We start from the raw sequence: 15,593 nt of genomic DNA, 5'->3' as shown, positions 1-15,593 counted from the left end.
CGTGCCGCCGGCCGCGCCCGGCGTCAAGGGCGGCGGCGCAGGCGCCGATAGGCGGGCGCGACCAGCACCGGCATCACGAACAGAGCAAGCTGCGCGGCAGCCACGATCAGGCCGACATCGCTCTCCCCGGGATCGCCGAGTGCGGCGAGCAGCAGCACCATGTTGCGCGTGCCGCTGACCAGGCCGGCCGAAAGCGCGCCCTCTCGTGGTGCGGCGAGGAACACGGCGAAGCCGATGGCCTGCAACGCCAGGTTCAGCCCCAGCGCGAAGGCCAGCATCAGCAGGAAGGTGAGCGGGCGCGCCAGCAATGCCTCCCCTACGCCATCCATACAGGGGATGGCGGAGGCGATCACCAGCAGCACGATCCACACATCCAGCACCGGCGCTGCCGCGCGCAGCGCCTGGCGACCGGCAAGCCGGATGGCGAGCCCGGCCAGCGCGAAGCTGCCGAACACCAGGATGGCGAGCCGCAACGCCATGCCCCAGGGGTCCACCTGCGCCGAGACGCCCATCAGCGCCGCGACGGCAGGCAGCAGGGCCGGCGCCAACGCGTTGGAGGGGATCGCCACTACCGTCAACAGTGCCGCATCCGCGCCGAGCAGGATGGCAAACACCGCCGCCGACATGACGGAGGGCGTCGCCGCGATCAGTACCGCCGCCGCCAGGAACGGGCTGGTCGTGGGCAGCAGCGGTGCCAGCAAGGCATAGACCAGCAGCGGCACGCCCAGGGTGACCCAGGCCAGCACCAGCAGCGCCAGCCGCGGCCGCCGCAACACGCCGCCGAGCGCGGCCGGCTCCACCCGCAGCAGCGCCAGCGTCATGACCGCCAGCGAGATCCAGAGCAGCCAGGGCCGCATCGCCGCGGCCAGCGGCGGCACCGCGATGCCCAGCACCGCCCCCGCCGCGATCAGCGCCATCCCGTGGCGCCGGATCAGCGCGCTCATCCGCGCGTGGAATGCGGCAGGAAGGTCACGATCTCCGGGAACACGGTGATCAGCGCGGTGAAGACCATCATGATCATGCAGAACGGCCAGGCCCAGCCGGCGATCCGGAAGATGCCGTCGCGCGTCAGTCCCTGGATGACGAACAGGTTGAAGCCCACGGGCGGGGTGATCTGCGCCATCTCGATGGTGATGATGAGGAACACGCCGAACCAGACCGGGTCGAAGCCCGCGGCAGTGGCCAGCGGCAGCGTCACGGGCAGGGTCATCACGATGGCCGAAAGCCCGTCCAGCACGCAGCCCAGCAGCAGGTAGAACAGCAGCAGGACGAAGATCAGCGTGAACGGATGCAGGCCCCAGGACTGGATGGCGTTCGCCACATCCGCCGGCAGGCCGAGCCGCGCCATCGCCTTCGACAGGAACAGCGCACCCACCAGGATCAGCCCGATCATCGAGCAGGTCTTCACCGTGCCGAGCAGCGCCTGCCACAGCCCGCGCAAAGTCAGCGTGCGCTGGCCCAGCGCGACCAGCAGCGCGCCGAGCACGCCGATGGCGGCGGCTTCGGTGATGCTGGCGAAGCCGAAATACAGGCTGCCCATCACGAAGCCGATGAGGAACACGATCGGCACCAGGTTCACCAGGGAGCGGATCGCTTCCGCGCGCGGGATCGCCGGCTCCTGCGGCGGCACCAGCGACGGGTCGCGCCAGGCACGGAAGGCGATCCAGCCCATGAACATCGCTGCCAGCAGCAGCCCCGGCACCAGGCCGGCGATGAACAGCTCCAGGATCGAGACATCGGCGACCACGCCATAGACGATCAGCGGGATGGATGGCGGGATGAGGAAGCCAAGCGTGCCCGCCCCGGCGAGCGAGCCCACCGCCAGCCGCCGGTCATAGCCGCGCGCCAGCAATTCCTGGAGGGTGATGCGCCCGACGGTCGCGGTGGTCGCCGCGCTGCTGCCGGAGACCGCGGCGAAAAGCGTGCAGCCCAGCACGTTCACATGCACCAGCCGACCGGGCAGGCGGCGCGTCCAGGGCGACAGGCCACGGAACAGGTTCTCCGACAGGCGCGTGTGGAACAGCAACTCGCCCATCAGGATGAACAGCGGCAGCGTGATCAGCTCCACCGCCGTGGAGCTCGACCAGATGTCGCCCGCGAGGAAACGATCCACCCGCATGTCGCGGAAGGTCTCGAGCGCGACGACGCCGATGGACAGCAGCGCCACGCCCACCCAGACGCCGCCCGCCAGGGTGACGACGAGCATGCCGAGGACGAGGGCGAGCGGCCCCGTCATTCCGCGCCACCGCCATAGCCGGCGCCGAGATCCGGTTTCAGACCAAGCACCAGCCGCAGCAGCCGCGCGACGAAGGCCAGCAGCAGCAGCGTGATGCCCACCGTCAGGAACGCCTGCGGGATCCAGAGCGGCGTGCCCATCGGGTAGTAGGAGGTCGAGCCGAAATCGATGGTGCGCAACAACTGCTGCCAAAGCGCCCAGCTTGCGAAGCCGAGGATGCCGATGGCGAAGGCGGTACCGGCCATGTCCAGCAGCCGCGCCGCGGCGGGCGGAACCCCCTGCAGCAGGATCGCCACGCGGATATGGCTGCCCTGCCGCAACGCCCAGCCCGCCCCGCAGAACAGGATGAAGCACTGCAGGTAGGTGGCGTATTCCACCGCCCAGGGCTGCGACCATTCGAAGAAGGAGGTCGCGATCACCTCCGTGATCAGGATCAGCGCCAGCAGCGCCGCCGAGATCGCGGCGACGAAGGCGCCCGCGGCGCAGAGAACGTCGATGCCGCGCAGCAGCGCCGCCAGCGGGGGCGGCGCGCTGCGCGCGTCATCGGCTGCCGTCACGCGCGGCCGACGCGCTGGCGGAACTGCTGGATGATCGGCCCGGCCGGCGCATTGGTCTTGATGAAGTCATCGGCCATGGTGGCGGTGGCCGAGCGCAGCGCCGTCAGCAGGGCAGGGGCGGGCTGCTCAACCGTCATGCCGTTCTGCTTCAGCTCGTTCATGCGCAGGTCGTGCTCGCCCTTGGAGACGTTCCAGAACTCCGGCTCCATGCGCTTGGCGATCTGCATGATACTGTCCTGCGTGGCCTGCGGCAGGCGGCGCCATGCATCCCGGTTCACCACCATCAGGTTGGACGCCCAGAGATGGTTGGTGATGTAGACGTGCTTGAGGAATTCCCAGTAGCGCTGCGCCACCGCGGTGGTGCCGCTGGTCATCACCGCATCCACGCGGCCGGAGGCGAGCGCCGGAACCACATCCGGGTTGGTCAGCTGCTGCGGCACCATGCCGAGCCGCGTCACCATCTCCGCCGTCACGCGGTCATAGGTGCGCATGCGCACGCCGCGCAGGTCGGAAGCGGTGTTGATCGGCTTCTTGAAATACATGCACTGCATCGGCCAGGGCACGATGTAGAGCACGATGTTGCCGCGTCGCTCCAGCTCGCGTTCCCAGGTCGGACGCACGAGGGAATGCATGATCGCCAGCTCGTCGTAGTTGGCGATCAGGAAGGGGATGCTCTCGATGCCGAGCATCGGCACGTCGCCGACATTCTGGAAGCCGGCCATCTCCGCCATCGGCACCACGCCGTCGCCGACCGCGCGCACCGTCTCGTTCGCGCGCACGCCGAGCGAGCCGCCGGGATGCACCGTCATCTGCACGGCGCCATTCGTCGCGTCGCGCACGGCGGTGGCGAAGCGGGTGGCGTTGACGGTGTGGAATTCCGAGGGGCCCCAGGGGATCGAGACATCCCAGCGCGTGGGCGACTGCGCCTGCGCCGTTCCGCCGACTGCCCCGGCCAGCGTCAGGCCGCCCGCCGCCCGCATGAGATCGCGTCGCTGCATGTTTACGTCCTCCAGGGTCTCCCTGGCCCGACCTAACCATGCGGCCCGGACGCTGACAACACTTGTTCGGACAAATCGGGGGCGCCCGGCTGGCGCTGCGGCAAGCGGCCCGGATAGGCTGCCCGCGCGGCAGGCGGGGACAGCCCATGGACGAGGCGGAACGGCATTTCGACAACACCATCGGCCAGGTGCCGGAGAGCGTCGCGCTGCTGCAGCGCCACGCGCCGGAAGCCTTCGCGGCCTACCTTTCGGCGCGCGCCGCCGCCTATCGTCCGCCGCCCGAGGGGCACCTGCCGCTGGCGCAGAAGGAACTGGTCTTCATCGTGCTGGACGTCGCCGCGGGCCATGTGGAAGGCGCCGTCGCGCATGCCGAGGCCGGGCTGCGCGCGGGCCTCACGCCGGGGCAGATCATGGACGCGTTGAGCATCGCCATCCTGATCCACGGCCATCAATGCTGGGCGCGCGCCGGCGCGGCCGTGATGAAGCGCGTCGAGGCGCTGTCGGCATGAGCGGCGCGGTCCGGCTGCTGCGCGACGGCGCGGTCGCCACGCTGCTGCTCGACCAGCCCGCGCGCCGCAACGCGATGACGCGCGCGATGTGGCGGGCGCTGCCGGCGCTGGTGGCGGAGGCGGCCGCGGATGATGCCATCGCCGTTCTGCGCGTGGAGGGCGCCGGTGCGCATTTCTGCGGCGGCGCCGACATCAGCGAATTCGCCGGAACATACGCGACGCCGGACAGCGCGGCGCAGGCGAATGCGGAGATCGGTGCCGCGGTGGCTGCGCTGGCTGCCTTTCCCAAGCCGGCGGTTGCGGTGATCCGCGGTGCCTGCGTGGGCGGCGGCGTCGCGCTGGCGCTGGCCTGCGACCTGCGCTTCGCGGCCGAGGATGCGCGTTTCGCGGTGACGCCCGCGAAGCTCGGCCTGATTTACAGCCAGGCCGACACGACCAGGCTGATGCGCGCGGTCGGCGCGGCGCGTGCGAAGGAGCTGCTGTTCACCGCGCGCCTGGTCGAGGCCGAGGAGGCGCTGCGCATCGGCCTGGTGGAGGAAGTTTGCGCACCCGATGCGCTGGACGCTTTCGTCGCGCAGCGCCTCGCGCCGATCGCCGCCGGGTCCCGTCCCGCGCTGCGCGCCATCAAGGCGGTTGCGAACGCCATCGAGGACGGTGCGGAGTGGGAGGCGCCGGAACTGCGCCGCGTGTTCGACGAGGCCTTCGCCGGCGCGGATTTCCAGGAAGGCTACGACGCCTTTCTCGCGAAGCGCCCGCCGTCATTCAGGGCGCGCTGAGCGCCTCCGCGACACCGACCAATAGCGCTTCCGCATGCGGGTGCCCGACAAGCTGGACGGAGGCGGGCAGGCCATCGGCCGGCCAGGGGATCGCGATCGCCGGCAGGCCGGCGATGTTGGCGAGTGCGGTGAAATCCGCCTGGTCGGGCGGCGTGGGCGTGCCGAAGGAGAAGGCACGCTGCGGCGCGGTGGGCATCAGCAGCAGGTCGCAGGCATCCAGCGCGCGCAGCGCACCCGCGCGCACCTCCGCCAGTCGGAACAGCGCGCGCGCCAGGCGAATCGTGCCGGCGTCGCGCCCATATTGCAGGGCCGCGCGGAAGCCGGGCGAGGTCGCGGCGGGATCGGCAATAAGTGCCTCGTGCAATGCGGCGGCCTCGGACTCGATCAGCAGCAGACCGGCACGGCGTGCGGCGCCGGGGTCCCAGCCGGGCACGTCAACAGGCACGACGCTTGCGCCGAGATCGCGCAGGCGTTCCGCAGTGGCGTCCCACGCGCCGCGCAGCGCATCTTCCTTCGGTGCATCGCGAACCGGCTGCGGCAGGCCGATGCGCAGGCCGTGCAGCGTCGGTGCCACCTGCGGCACCGCGCGCCAGCCCGCAGGTGTGGGGCGGCTGGCGGGGTCGGTGGGATCGTCCGACACCATGGCCTCCAGGCCCTGTGCCGCCAGGCGCGGCGTGCGCGCGAGCATGCCGACGTGATCCAAGGCGGGCGACAGCGGCACCACGCCGCTGCGCGAGACGAGGCCCGCGGTGGGCTTCAGCCCGACCACGCCGCAATAGGCCGCGGGGATCCGCACGCTGCCCATCGTGTCCGTGCCGATGGCGAGGTCCGCGAGACCCGCCGCGATGGCGGCGCCCGAGCCGCCGGAAGACCCGCCCGGCGTGAAGCCGCGCCGCAGCGGGTTGTGGCAGAGACGCGGGACATCGGTGGTCGCGCCGAGCGCGCCTTCATGCATCGCGACCTTGCCGAGTATCTCTGCGCCCGCGGCGCGCAGCCCGGCCACGCAGGGCGCGTCCTGCGTGGCCATGCGGCCTGCATAGCCGGCGAAACCCGCCGTGGTCGGCATGCCCGCGACGTCCACATTGTCCTTCACGGCGAGGGTGAGGCCGGAGAGTGGTCCGCTGCGCGGGGGTTGCGGAGCGCGGTGCCAGAAGATGCCGTGCGGGTCGTTCACGTGCGCTCATCCAGCAGGCGGATCGGTTTCTGGCGGCTTTCCACCTGCGTCAGTGGCGCGAGGGTGCCGGGCGCTTCGAGCGCCACCGCCACCTCCACGCCGAGCCGCGTCTTCAGCACGGCTTCCAGCTTCTCACGCAGGCCATCCGGGCGCTCCCCGCGCACTTCCAGATGCGCGGTCATGGCATCGCGGGTGCCGTCGCGCCGGACGCGGCAGATGAACTCGCCGGTCGCGCTCTCGCACTGCTCCACCAGCAGCGCGCCGATGCCGGTGGGGAACAGGTTGATGCCGCGCAGCTTCACCATGTTGTCGCTGCGGCCGAGGAACCCCTTGATGCGGCGGAACGGGATTCCCAGCGGGCTCTCGCCGACGACTTCCTCCGTCACGTCATGCGTGTTGAAGCGGATGATCGGGAAGATGTCGTCCTTGAACAGGCAGGTGCAGATCATGTCGCCGAGGCGGCCACGCTCCACCGGCTTGCCGGTGTCGGGATCGGCGATCTCCAGCGCATGCGCGTCCTCCATCACATGCATCCCCGTGCGGTCCGGGAATTCGCCTGCGATGATCCCGGTGTCGCCGACGCCGTACCAGTCGTACACGGCGGCGCCGCCCCAGGCGGCCGAAAGGCTCGCCTGGCTCTCGCTGCCGAGATGCGCGCAGATCAGCCGGATCGGGATGTCACGACCGGGGACGAAGCCCTCCTCCCGCGCCACGTCCGAAAGCCGCTTGATGTAGTCGGCGAAGCCGATGATGCAGGTGGCGCCGAACTCCTTCATGATAAAGACCTGCTGCGCGCTGCGCGTCTCGGTGCCCGTGCCGGCGGACATGAAGCGCGCGCCGACCCAGTGCTGCACCGTCTCCCGCACATAGTGGCCGCCATTGATCAGGCCGTGGCCATAGACGCTGTGCACGACGTCGTCGCGGGTCATGCCGGCGGCCAGATAGAGCCGCGCCAGCAGCCGGTTCTGCACCTCTCGGCTTTTCGGGCCGAACAGCAGCGGCTGCGGCTTGCCGGTGGTGCCGCTGGTGGTGTGGAAGATGATCTGCGGGCGCGCGTCCTCCGGATGCGCGTCCTGGCCGTGGAAATCGCCGATCGGCGGGTGTTCCGCCACGCTCGCCATGATGTCGGCCTTGTCGTAGCTCGGCAGCTTCGGCAGGTCATCGAGGCTGCGGATATCGCCGGGCTCGATGCCGCGCGCGCCCCAGAGACGCTGGTAGAACGGCACCTTCCAGGCGAAGTCCATGACCTTGCCGAAATCGCGTTCCTGCCGCGCACGCAACGCGTCGCGCGACATGCCCAGCAGGGCGCCGGGGAAATCCGGGCCGATCGGGTAGTCCCGCCGCAGGGCCTCTGGCTGCATCGCGGTGACGTAGTCGAAGGCGGCCATGCGCGGCTCCGGTCAGGGCAGGACGTCGTTGAGGCGTATCGCCGGTGCGTCGTCCAGCAAGGCGAAGGCCGTCGCGATCACCGCCTCCGCACGCTGCGCGTCCACGCCGGCACTGTCCATCAGCATGCGCGCCTTGCCGAGGATCGCCTCCTCCGCCAGCGGGTTCTCGGGGTCGCCCAGCGCATCGGCCACGCTCTCGCGCAGCATCGTGCCGTCTTCCAGCGCGAGTTCAACCGCGGCGCCGAAATGCGCGGGATAGGCGGCGGTGAAGGCGGGCGATTCCCGCACCGTCACGCGGGCGCGCAGCGCGGCGATGTCGGCGCGCTCGAGCGCGGGTGGGTCGAAGGCGGAAAGCGGCGGCGGCCCGTCGCGCAGGCAAACCGCGACCGCATGCTGCAGTGAGAACTTTGCGCCGACGGTGTCGCGTGGCTCGGGCCGGTCGCAGAAGGCCAGCGCATCCGGGTAGCTCTCCACGGTCACGCGCGCGATGCCGCGCCCGGCCAGCTTCGGCCGCAGGGCCAGCGCGGCGTCGATGGTGGGATGCGCATGGCGGCAGGCGGGCCACGGCTTGAAGCTGGTAGCGTGCACCAGCCAAGGCGCATCGGCCTCCGCCAGCACGCGCGCCGGCCGCGCATCGGGCGCGAGGCCGGCGAAGACACCCTGCGGGCCTTCCAGGATCGCGCGCGGCCCGGTGAGGCCGAGCGCGGCGAGCTCCGCCGCTTCCATGCCCATCGTCGCGGCGCGTGCTGTGTGCAACTGCTTGGTCATCACCTGCTCGTGCCGGCATTGCCAGACGCCGCCCGCCTGCGTCCCGGCATTCCCGAGCGCCCAGACCGTCCGTGCCGCATCCAGGCCGAGCAGCGCGGCGCAGGCCGCGGCGGCGCCGAAGGGGCCCATCGTTGCGGTCGGATGGAAGCGCGCGTAATGCGCGGCGCCCATCGCGCGACCGATGCGGATCTCCACTTCGTAGCCGTGCAGGATAGCATCGAGCAGCGCCAGGCCGCCGGCGTTCCGCTCCGCCGCCAAGGCCAGGGCAGCGGGGATGATGACGGGGCCAGGATGCAGGATCGCCTCGCGATGGACGTCGTCCATCTCCAGCACATTGCCGAAGGCGCCATTGGCGAAGGCGGCCGCGCGCGCCGTGGTCCGGTTGCCGCGGATCACGCGCGCGGCGCCGGCGGGCTGGACCCCGGCGTGGCGACGGAACACGGCGCCGGTTTCGCTGCCAGCGCCCGCGGCCGCGCAGCCGATCCAGTCGAGCAGATGCAGCACCGCCCGCCGGCGATCCGCCGCGGCGATGGGCCGCGCCAGCAGCGCGACCAGGCCTTCGGTGAGCGTCGCGTCAGCCATCGCGCGCCAGGCGGCGGCGTGCCTCGGCCAGCACTTCGGCGGTGTGCTCGCCGAGCTTCGGCAGGCGCGGATCGAGCCGGCCGGGCTCGTCGCGGAACTTGATGGGCAGGCCGATATGCAGGTTGCCCTCGTCATCGCGCTCGATCATGCGCCGGGCGGCGGCATGCGGCCTGTCGAAGGCCTCCTTCAGGTCGAGCAGCGGCGCGAAGCAGACGTCGCGCCCCTCGAACCAGGCTTCCCATTCGTCGCGCGAGCGCGTGGCGAAGGTCTCGCGCAGGAATTCCTTCGCGGCGTCATGGCCATGCCCCGGCGGGCCGGCGGCACCCGCGATCAGGTCCGGCCGGCCGAGCGCATGGAGCAGGTTCTCGACGAATTTGTGCTCGCTGCCGCCGAGTACGATGAAGCGGCCGTCCTTCGTGCCGTAGATGTTGTAGAAGCTGCCGCCGCCCCACTGCCGTTCCTGCTTCGGCACCGGTGGACGCGCCTCCGCGATCACCGCGCCCGTCGCGTTCGGCAGCCAGGACAGCGTGGCGTCGTACATGGCCATGTCGATCACGTCGCCGCGCCCGGTCTTCTCGCGCCGGTACAGCGCCATCAGGATCGCCGACAGCGCGAGCAGCGATGCCGTGACATCCGCCACCGGGACGTTGGGATGCGTCGGCAACCCGTCCTGCCCGAGATTGACCGAAAGCGTTCCCGCCAGCGCTTCCACCGCCAAATCATGCGCGGGCCGGTCGCGCAGCGGACCGTCCTGGCCGAAGGCGGAGATGGAGCAATAGACCAGCCGCGGGTTGAGCGCCGTCATCGCGGCAGCGCCGATGCCGAGGCGATCCGCGACACCGGGCCGGAACGCTTCCAGCATCACGTCGCAGGTGCGCGCCAGGTCATGCAGCGCGGCAAGGTCGGTCTTGTCCTTGAGGTTCAGCACGATGGACTTCTTGCCGCGATGCGTGTTGCGGAACCACACGCTCTCGCCGTTCGCGCGCAGCCCGATGTTGCGCACCGGCTCGCCGGAGGGCGGCTCCAGCTTGATGACCTCGGCGCCGTGATCGGCCATCACAGTGGTGAGATACGGCCCCGGCAGGAACAGCGAGAGGTCGAGGACGCGCACGCCATCCAGCTTCATCGCTACACCGCCCCCAGCGCGCGCAACTGCGCGATCTCGTCCTCGGCATAGCCGGCGGCGGCGAGCGCGGCCGCGGTGTCCGCGCCATAGCCGGGCGCAGGCCGGCCAGCCAGGCGCTGGCCGTCCAGGCGGATGGCATTGCTGACCGTGCGCAGGTCCGCGCGCAGCGGATGCGGCAGGTTCAGGATGCCGCCCTGGTCCGCCAGCCACGGGTTGTCCAGCGCCTCGGCCAGCGTCAGTACCGGCGCCACCGGCACCTTGCCCGCCAGCAGCGCCACCCACTCGGCCGAGGTCTTCGTCAGCATGACTGGATCGAGGATTGCGGCCAGCGCGTCGCGGTTCGCCAGGCGTTCGTCGAAGCCGCGGAAACGTGGATCCTTCGGCAGGTCCGGCATGCCGATCGCGTCGCAGTAGCGGCGCCAGAAGCTGGCCTTCACGCACATGACGAAGACATGCCCATCGGCCGTCGGGAACATCTCGCACGGCACGATGAAGGGATGGCCGCCGCGCGGGCGGCGCGGCACGGCAAAACCCTCGTTCAAATACCAGGTCGCCACATAGGTCAGGTTCTGCACGGCGACGTCGTAGAGCGAGACATCCAGGTCGCGCCCCTGGCCGGTTGCGCGCGCGCCCATGACGCCCGCCAGCAGCGCCGTCGCGGCGGTGAGGCCGGAGAGCATGTCGATCACCGGCAGTCCGGCGCGCGCGGGCTCGCTGCCCGGCTCGCCGGTCAGCGCGCAGAATCCCGCCTCGGCCTGCGCCAGGTAGTCATAGGCCGGCCAGGTCGCGCGCGCGCCGTGGCGACCGTAGCCGGAGAGATGCACGCAGACGATCTGCGGCTTCACCTTCGACAGGGCGGGATAGTCGAGGCCGAGCCGCGCCGGCAGGTCGCCGCGCAGATTGTTCAGCACCGCGTCGACGCCGGCAACGAGGCGATGCAGCGCCGCGCGGCCCTCGGGCGTGCGCAGGTCCAGCGTGATGGCACGCTTGTTGCGGTTGAAGGATTGGTAGTACTGGCTGTCATTCTCGCCGAGGCGATAGTCGCCGGTGTGGCGCGCAATGTCGCCAGGCGGTTCGCCATCGGCAGTGGGCGGCGATTCCACGCGGATCACCTCCGCGCCGAGATCGGCAAGGTTCATCGTTGCGAAGGGGCCTGCGCCGAACTGCTCGAAGGTCAGGACGCGCAGGCCGCTGAGGGGGAGCGGCTTCACACCGGATTCCGCGCGATGAGCTGCTTGGCGATGATGATGCGCTGCATCTCGTTCGTGCCCTCGCCGATGCACATCAGCGGCGCGTCGCGGTAGTAGCGCTCGACATGGTACTCCTTCGAATAGCCGTAGCCGCCATGGATGCGCATCGCCTCCATGCTGTTCTCCACTGCGGCTTCGCTGGCGAAATACTTCGCCATGCCGGCTTCCATGTCGCAGCGCTCGCCCTTGTCGTAGGCGCGCGCGGCGTCGTAGGTCAGCAGGCGCGCCGCCTGCAGCCGCGTCGCCATCTCGCCGAGCTTGAGCTGGATGGCCTGATGCTCGCAGATCGGCTTGCCCATGGTGCGGCGGATCTGGCTGTAGCGCACCGAATCCTTCAGCGCCGCGGAAGCGAGGCCGCAGCCGCGCGCGGCGACGTTGATCCGCCCGAGCTCCAGGCCCGACAGCGCCGCCTGCAAGCCACGGCCTTCGCCGCCGATCAGGTTCTCGGCGGGCACGACATAGTCCTCGAAGACAAGTTCCGCGGAATCGATGCCTTTGTAGCCGAGCTTTTCGAGCTTGCGGCCGACGCGGAAGCCGGGGCCCTTCGGCGCCAGCACCATGGACATGCCCTTGTGGCGCGGCTCGGCCTCCGGGTCGGTCTTCACCAGCAGGGCAAAGCAGGTGCCCTCGATGCCGTTGCTGATCCAGGTCTTGGTGCCGTTGATCACATAGCCTTCGTTGCTGCGCCGCGCGCGCGTGCGGATCGCCTGCAGGTCGGTGCCGCAATCGGGTTCGGTCAGCGCGAGGCCGCCGCGGATCTCGCCGGAAGCGAATTTCGGCAGCCACTTCGCCTTCTGCTCCTCCGTCCCCATGCGGGTGACGATGGCGGCCATGATGAGGTGGCTGTTGAAGATGCCGGAGAGTGACATCCAGGTCTCGGCGATCTTCTCGACGATCTTCGCATAGGTCGTCGCCGACAGGCCGAGGCCGCCATATTCGGCGGGGATCGTCGCGCCGAACAGGCCGAGCGCCTTCATCTGCGCGACCATCTCATGCGGGTATTCGTCCGCATGCTCCAACCGCAGCACATGCGGCCGCACGTCGCGCTCCAGCCACTTCTCGATGGCGTCGAGAAGAGCGTCATCCTCCTCGGATTGGCGGGCGATGTTCACGTCCATGGCGGCCTCCCGCGGGATTTGTCCGGACAACCTAGCGTGCGCCGGCCTTCCGTCAACCGCGGCCTGCGAGCAGCCGGGGCAGGGCGGCGATGTCGGGCAGCGTCTCGATGGCCGCCACCGTCTCGATCACGCGGCGCGCGCGGTCCGGCGCCAGGGGCGGCTCCGCATGGCTGCAGCAGCGGAGGAATTTTTCTTCGTTCTCTGCGTCCGTCAGGGCCGCCTTCGGGTGCCCATAGGCATGGGGCAGCAGCATCTCATGCACGGCGCCGGACTTCAGCGTGATCACGAAGCGCTGCGGGTCCAGCGCATTCTCGTTGGTGTTGCCATCCGCCTCGTGGCGGATGCGGGCGGCATAGGCGTGCACGCGCGGATCGCGCAGCGCCTCGCCGCGGAAATGCGGCACGTCGCAGGCGCCATGCGCCAGCCACACGCCGCCGACGAAGGGCAGGCATAGCTTGGCGTAGTTGGAGCCGGGGTCCGGAACGTCCGGCCGACCCACCAGGCGCCGAACCAGCGGTGGCGCGTAGCAGACCACTTCCGCGACGTCGTCGGCAGCGAAGCCGTGCTCGCGCATCATGTCGCGTAGCGCGTGCACCAGGCCGTGCGTCAGCCGGCCGGAAGGGAAGGGCTTGTGCGAGAGCTGCTCGATCTCCCAGCGCTTGCCGAGACGTTCCGCGACGCGTTCCGGGTGGAACGGCCCGTCCTCGATCAGCACGTAGTAGCCGTAGCGGCCATGGAAGACATCGCGTGGGCCGGGCAGGCCGGCGGCGGCTAGGTCCGCCGCGCCGATCGCACCGCGGGCATTGTAGCCGATCTGCAGGCCGAGCGCGGGCGAGCCCTCGACATGCGCCTGCATGGTGCCGCAGGTCTGCGCATACATGTGGCCGAAGGCGCTGCGGATCGTCTCGGCGTCGAAGCCGGCGAGGTTGCCGATCGCCGCGGTCGCGCCGAAGCCGCCGGCCGTGGCGGGGCGGAAGAAGCGCAGCGGCGCATCCGTCGCCATGCCGAGATTGCCGGCGACATCCACGCCGACGGCCATCGCGGCCAGGAAGCGCTTGCCATCCACCGGTCTGCCGCGCGCCGCCTCGCGTTCCGACCAGGCGATCAGCGCGGAGAGCAGCGTCGCCATCGGATGCACCACCGCGCCCTCATGCACGCAGTCGAACTCCAGGCAGTGGATCAGATAGGCATTGGCGATGGCCGCCGATCCCGCGGACATGCGATGCCCGCCCACCCAGGATGTCGCCTCGTCGCCAGGTCCCCACGACTTCGCGAGGTCCAGCACCTGTGCCACGCCCGTGCCCGAACTGCCGGCCACGCCGACGCCGATCGTGTCGAGCAGGAAGGTCTTCGCCTTCGCGATGGCCGAGGGCGAGAGATCCGCGAAGCGGATGCGCGCCGCATGCTCGGCGAGCGCCTGCGTGACGTCGATGCTCATCGTGCGGCTTGCTCCGCGGGGGCAGGTGTGGCGGCGGCGAAGGCGCGGGCGATCTCCAGCCGCGTCGCGAACCAGACGCCGGGCTTGCTGCGGGCGTGCTGGAGGAAACGGTCGAAGGCACGGATGCGGCCGGGCCGGCCGATGATGCGCAGATGCACCCCGAGCGACATCATCCGCGCCGCGCTGCCGCCTTCCTCGTACAGCACCTCGAAGGTCTCGACGGCGTAGTCCAGCCACTGCTGCGGCGTGTAGCCGGGCGCAAGCCAGAACTTCATGTCGTTGCTGTCCAGCGCATAGGGCAGGATCACCACCGCGCGCGGCCCCGCATCCGTCTCCACGACGTCCCAGCGCGGGACGTCGTCGGAGAAGTCGTCCATGTGATAAAGAAAACCTTCCTCGGCCAGCGTGCGCCGGAGCCGCGGCGAGTGCAGGTAGCGGGAGAGCCAGCCGAGCGGGCGGGCGCCCGTCGTGGCGCGGATGCTGTCCACCGCCTTGCGCACGAAGTCGCGCTCGCGTTCCTCGTTGTAGGAGAACTGGTGGATCCACCGCCATCCATGGCTGCACGCCTCGTGCCCGCCTTCGGCGATGGCGCGGCCGATCTGCGGCGCGCGCTCCAGCGCCATGCCGGCGGCCGTGAAGGTGGCGCGGATCGCGTGCTTGCGCAGCACTGCCTCCACCCGCGGCCAACCGGCGCGGATGCCGTATTCGTAGTTGGACTCGTTGGCGAAGTTGCGGATCGGCACCTTAAGGTGCACGCCGAGCTCGTCCACCGGCTCCGGCGCCTTGTCGCCGTCGCGCAGCGACATCTCCGCGCCTTCCTCGACATTCACGACGATGCTGAGCGCGAGGCGGGCATCATGCGGCCACATGGCGGGATCCCGATACTTGTCCGGACAAATCTAGCCCGCGTGCCGCCCCGCGTGAAGCCTCAATCCTCCTGGCGCCGCAGGCGCATGGCATAGGTGAAGCCCTCCGCCGGGTGCCAGCTGCGAGAGACCAGCAGCGTGTCGCCATCGGTCAGCACGTGGCGGCGGGTCAGCAGCATCCCGGTGGCGCGCTTCTTGCGATTCAGCGCGGCGGCCGCCGCGGGAGGCATGGGACCGGCCGAGATCTCCTGCACCACCTCCGCCACCTCCACGCCGAAGCGCTGCTCGACCACGCGGTGGATCGCGCCGCGCTCGGGCAGGTCGGGCTCGATTGCGGCGAAGCGCGGATGGATCAGGATGTCTGTGGTGGCAAGCGGCCTGCCATCCTGGCCGATGCGAAGCCCCTGCACCGAAAGCCAGGGGGTGCCGATCTCGCCAAGCGTCAGCGCGGCCTCCTCCCGGCTCAGCGGCGCCAGGCCGTGGCGCTGGATCTGCAGTCGCGTGTCGTCCCCGTAGCGCATCAGCCCGTCCAGGCTGCGGATCGCATAGACCTCGCCGCGATGCGGCTCCCGCGCGATCACGATGCTGCCCGCGCCCTGCCGCCGCTCGACCAGCCCGGCGTCGACCAGGCGCCGCAGCGCTTCCCGCACGGTGTGGCGGGAAACCTTCAGCGATTGGCAAAGCTCGGCCTCGGTCGGCAGCAGCGAGCCGACGGCATAGCGGCCCTCCGCGATGGCGTCGCGCAATCGCTGCTCGATGCGGGCATAGAGCGGCGGGCGCGGCGACAGGTCGCGCGGCGCCATCCGG

The 15,593-nt window shown here is 70.4% G+C and carries 15 protein-coding genes; 2 read left to right on the top strand and 13 right to left on the bottom strand.

Going from position 1 to position 15,593, the window contains the following annotated elements:
• Window positions 1-23 precede the first annotated feature (23 nt).
• From E4T13_RS04855 to E4T13_RS04840, 4 genes are read right to left on the bottom strand one after another with little or no spacing between them, the layout of a single operon-like run.
• A complete protein-coding gene (locus tag E4T13_RS04855) occupies window positions 24-944 on the bottom strand; it encodes a hypothetical protein (protein WP_137177080.1) in 921 nt (306 codons plus the stop codon).
• Window positions 941-2,236 (bottom strand): TRAP transporter large permease, encoded by a 1,296-nt coding sequence (locus E4T13_RS04850; protein WP_137177079.1) that lies wholly within the window; start codon window positions 2,234-2,236, stop codon window positions 941-943. Before E4T13_RS04850 ends, E4T13_RS04855 begins: the two co-directional genes overlap by 4 nt.
• Window positions 2,233-2,793 carry a TRAP transporter small permease subunit gene (locus tag E4T13_RS04845; protein ID WP_240790986.1) on the bottom strand — a complete coding sequence of 187 codons (561 nt, stop codon included), beginning with the start codon at window positions 2,791-2,793 and terminating at the stop codon, window positions 2,233-2,235. The genes E4T13_RS04850 and E4T13_RS04845 overlap by 4 nt, the downstream gene beginning before the upstream one ends.
• Window positions 2,790-3,791, bottom strand: a complete 1,002-nt coding sequence (locus tag E4T13_RS04840) for a TRAP transporter substrate-binding protein (RefSeq protein ID WP_137177078.1) — start codon at window positions 3,789-3,791, stop codon at window positions 2,790-2,792. Before E4T13_RS04840 ends, E4T13_RS04845 begins: the two co-directional genes overlap by 4 nt.
• A 146-nt stretch (window positions 3,792-3,937) precedes the next feature.
• On the opposite strand from E4T13_RS04840, the gene E4T13_RS04835 reads away from it, so the two are divergent.
• Together E4T13_RS04835 and E4T13_RS04830 are read left to right on the top strand one after the other, a co-directional pair.
• The gene (locus tag E4T13_RS04835; RefSeq protein WP_137177077.1) at window positions 3,938-4,300 is read left to right on the top strand and encodes a carboxymuconolactone decarboxylase family protein; all 363 of its coding nucleotides are present in this window, start codon (window positions 3,938-3,940) and stop codon (window positions 4,298-4,300) included.
• Window positions 4,297-5,076, top strand: a complete 780-nt coding sequence (locus tag E4T13_RS04830; protein WP_137177076.1) for an enoyl-CoA hydratase/isomerase family protein — start codon at window positions 4,297-4,299, stop codon at window positions 5,074-5,076. The genes E4T13_RS04835 and E4T13_RS04830 overlap by 4 nt, the downstream gene beginning before the upstream one ends.
• Here the strand turns inward: E4T13_RS04830 and E4T13_RS04825 are convergent.
• From E4T13_RS04825 to E4T13_RS04785, 9 genes are read right to left on the bottom strand one after another with little or no spacing between them, the layout of a single operon-like run.
• Complete coding sequence (locus E4T13_RS04825; RefSeq protein ID WP_137177075.1) at window positions 5,063-6,250, bottom strand: amidase; 1,188 nt, start codon at window positions 6,248-6,250, stop codon at window positions 5,063-5,065. The two genes, E4T13_RS04830 and E4T13_RS04825, sit on opposite strands and share 14 nt — an antisense overlap.
• Window positions 6,247-7,638 carry a phenylacetate--CoA ligase family protein gene (locus E4T13_RS04820; RefSeq protein ID WP_137177074.1) on the bottom strand — a complete coding sequence of 464 codons (1,392 nt, stop codon included), beginning with the start codon at window positions 7,636-7,638 and terminating at the stop codon, window positions 6,247-6,249. Before E4T13_RS04820 ends, E4T13_RS04825 begins: the two co-directional genes overlap by 4 nt.
• A gap of 12 nt (window positions 7,639-7,650) precedes the next feature.
• A complete protein-coding gene (locus E4T13_RS04815; RefSeq protein ID WP_137177073.1) occupies window positions 7,651-8,988 on the bottom strand; it encodes an MmgE/PrpD family protein in 1,338 nt (445 codons plus the stop codon).
• The gene (locus E4T13_RS04810; protein WP_137177072.1) at window positions 8,981-10,114 is read right to left on the bottom strand and encodes a CaiB/BaiF CoA-transferase family protein; all 1,134 of its coding nucleotides are present in this window, start codon (window positions 10,112-10,114) and stop codon (window positions 8,981-8,983) included. Before E4T13_RS04810 ends, E4T13_RS04815 begins: the two co-directional genes overlap by 8 nt.
• Window positions 10,115-10,116: 2 nt before the next feature.
• Window positions 10,117-11,325, bottom strand: coding sequence for a CaiB/BaiF CoA-transferase family protein (locus tag E4T13_RS04805; RefSeq protein ID WP_170984806.1), 1,209 nt, complete (start codon window positions 11,323-11,325; stop codon window positions 10,117-10,119).
• Window positions 11,322-12,482, bottom strand: coding sequence for an acyl-CoA dehydrogenase family protein (locus E4T13_RS04800; RefSeq protein ID WP_137177070.1), 1,161 nt, complete (start codon window positions 12,480-12,482; stop codon window positions 11,322-11,324). The genes E4T13_RS04805 and E4T13_RS04800 overlap by 4 nt, the downstream gene beginning before the upstream one ends.
• Window positions 12,483-12,534: 52 nt before the next feature.
• Window positions 12,535-13,920 carry an MmgE/PrpD family protein gene (locus tag E4T13_RS04795; protein ID WP_137177069.1) on the bottom strand — a complete coding sequence of 462 codons (1,386 nt, stop codon included), beginning with the start codon at window positions 13,918-13,920 and terminating at the stop codon, window positions 12,535-12,537.
• Window positions 13,917-14,789 (bottom strand): polysaccharide deacetylase family protein, encoded by an 873-nt coding sequence (locus tag E4T13_RS04790; protein ID WP_137177068.1) that lies wholly within the window; start codon window positions 14,787-14,789, stop codon window positions 13,917-13,919. The genes E4T13_RS04795 and E4T13_RS04790 overlap by 4 nt, the downstream gene beginning before the upstream one ends.
• A gap of 59 nt (window positions 14,790-14,848) precedes the next feature.
• Entirely contained in the window at window positions 14,849-15,589 is a 741-nt protein-coding gene (locus E4T13_RS04785) for a GntR family transcriptional regulator (protein ID WP_137177067.1), read from the bottom strand.
• Window positions 15,590-15,593: the final 4 nt, after the last annotated feature.

This window comes from Roseomonas sp. AR75 (genome assembly GCF_005222815.1).
In the GTDB taxonomy this organism is placed as follows: domain Bacteria; phylum Pseudomonadota; class Alphaproteobacteria; order Acetobacterales; family Acetobacteraceae; genus Falsiroseomonas.
This window is presented reverse-complemented; position numbering and strand designations above follow the sequence as displayed.

Coding starts and splice junctions, on each gene's coding strand:
- E4T13_RS04855 (WP_137177080.1), bottom strand. CDS start 944: ATGAGCGCGCTGATCCGGCGCCACGGGATGGCGCTGATCGCGGCGGGG.
- E4T13_RS04850 (WP_137177079.1), bottom strand. CDS start 2,236: ATGACGGGGCCGCTCGCCCTCGTCCTCGGCATGCTCGTCGTCACCCTG.
- E4T13_RS04840 (WP_137177078.1), bottom strand. CDS start 3,791: ATGCAGCGACGCGATCTCATGCGGGCGGCGGGCGGCCTGACGCTGGCC.
- E4T13_RS04835 (WP_137177077.1), top strand. CDS start 3,938: ATGGACGAGGCGGAACGGCATTTCGACAACACCATCGGCCAGGTGCCG.
- E4T13_RS04830 (WP_137177076.1), top strand. CDS start 4,297: ATGAGCGGCGCGGTCCGGCTGCTGCGCGACGGCGCGGTCGCCACGCTG.
- E4T13_RS04820 (WP_137177074.1), bottom strand. CDS start 7,638: ATGGCCGCCTTCGACTACGTCACCGCGATGCAGCCAGAGGCCCTGCGG.
- E4T13_RS04815 (WP_137177073.1), bottom strand. CDS start 8,988: ATGGCTGACGCGACGCTCACCGAAGGCCTGGTCGCGCTGCTGGCGCGG.
- E4T13_RS04810 (WP_137177072.1), bottom strand. CDS start 10,114: ATGAAGCTGGATGGCGTGCGCGTCCTCGACCTCTCGCTGTTCCTGCCG.
- E4T13_RS04800 (WP_137177070.1), bottom strand. CDS start 12,482: ATGGACGTGAACATCGCCCGCCAATCCGAGGAGGATGACGCTCTTCTC.
- E4T13_RS04795 (WP_137177069.1), bottom strand. CDS start 13,920: ATGAGCATCGACGTCACGCAGGCGCTCGCCGAGCATGCGGCGCGCATC.
- E4T13_RS04790 (WP_137177068.1), bottom strand. CDS start 14,789: ATGTGGCCGCATGATGCCCGCCTCGCGCTCAGCATCGTCGTGAATGTC.
- E4T13_RS04785 (WP_137177067.1), bottom strand. CDS start 15,589: ATGGCGCCGCGCGACCTGTCGCCGCGCCCGCCGCTCTATGCCCGCATC.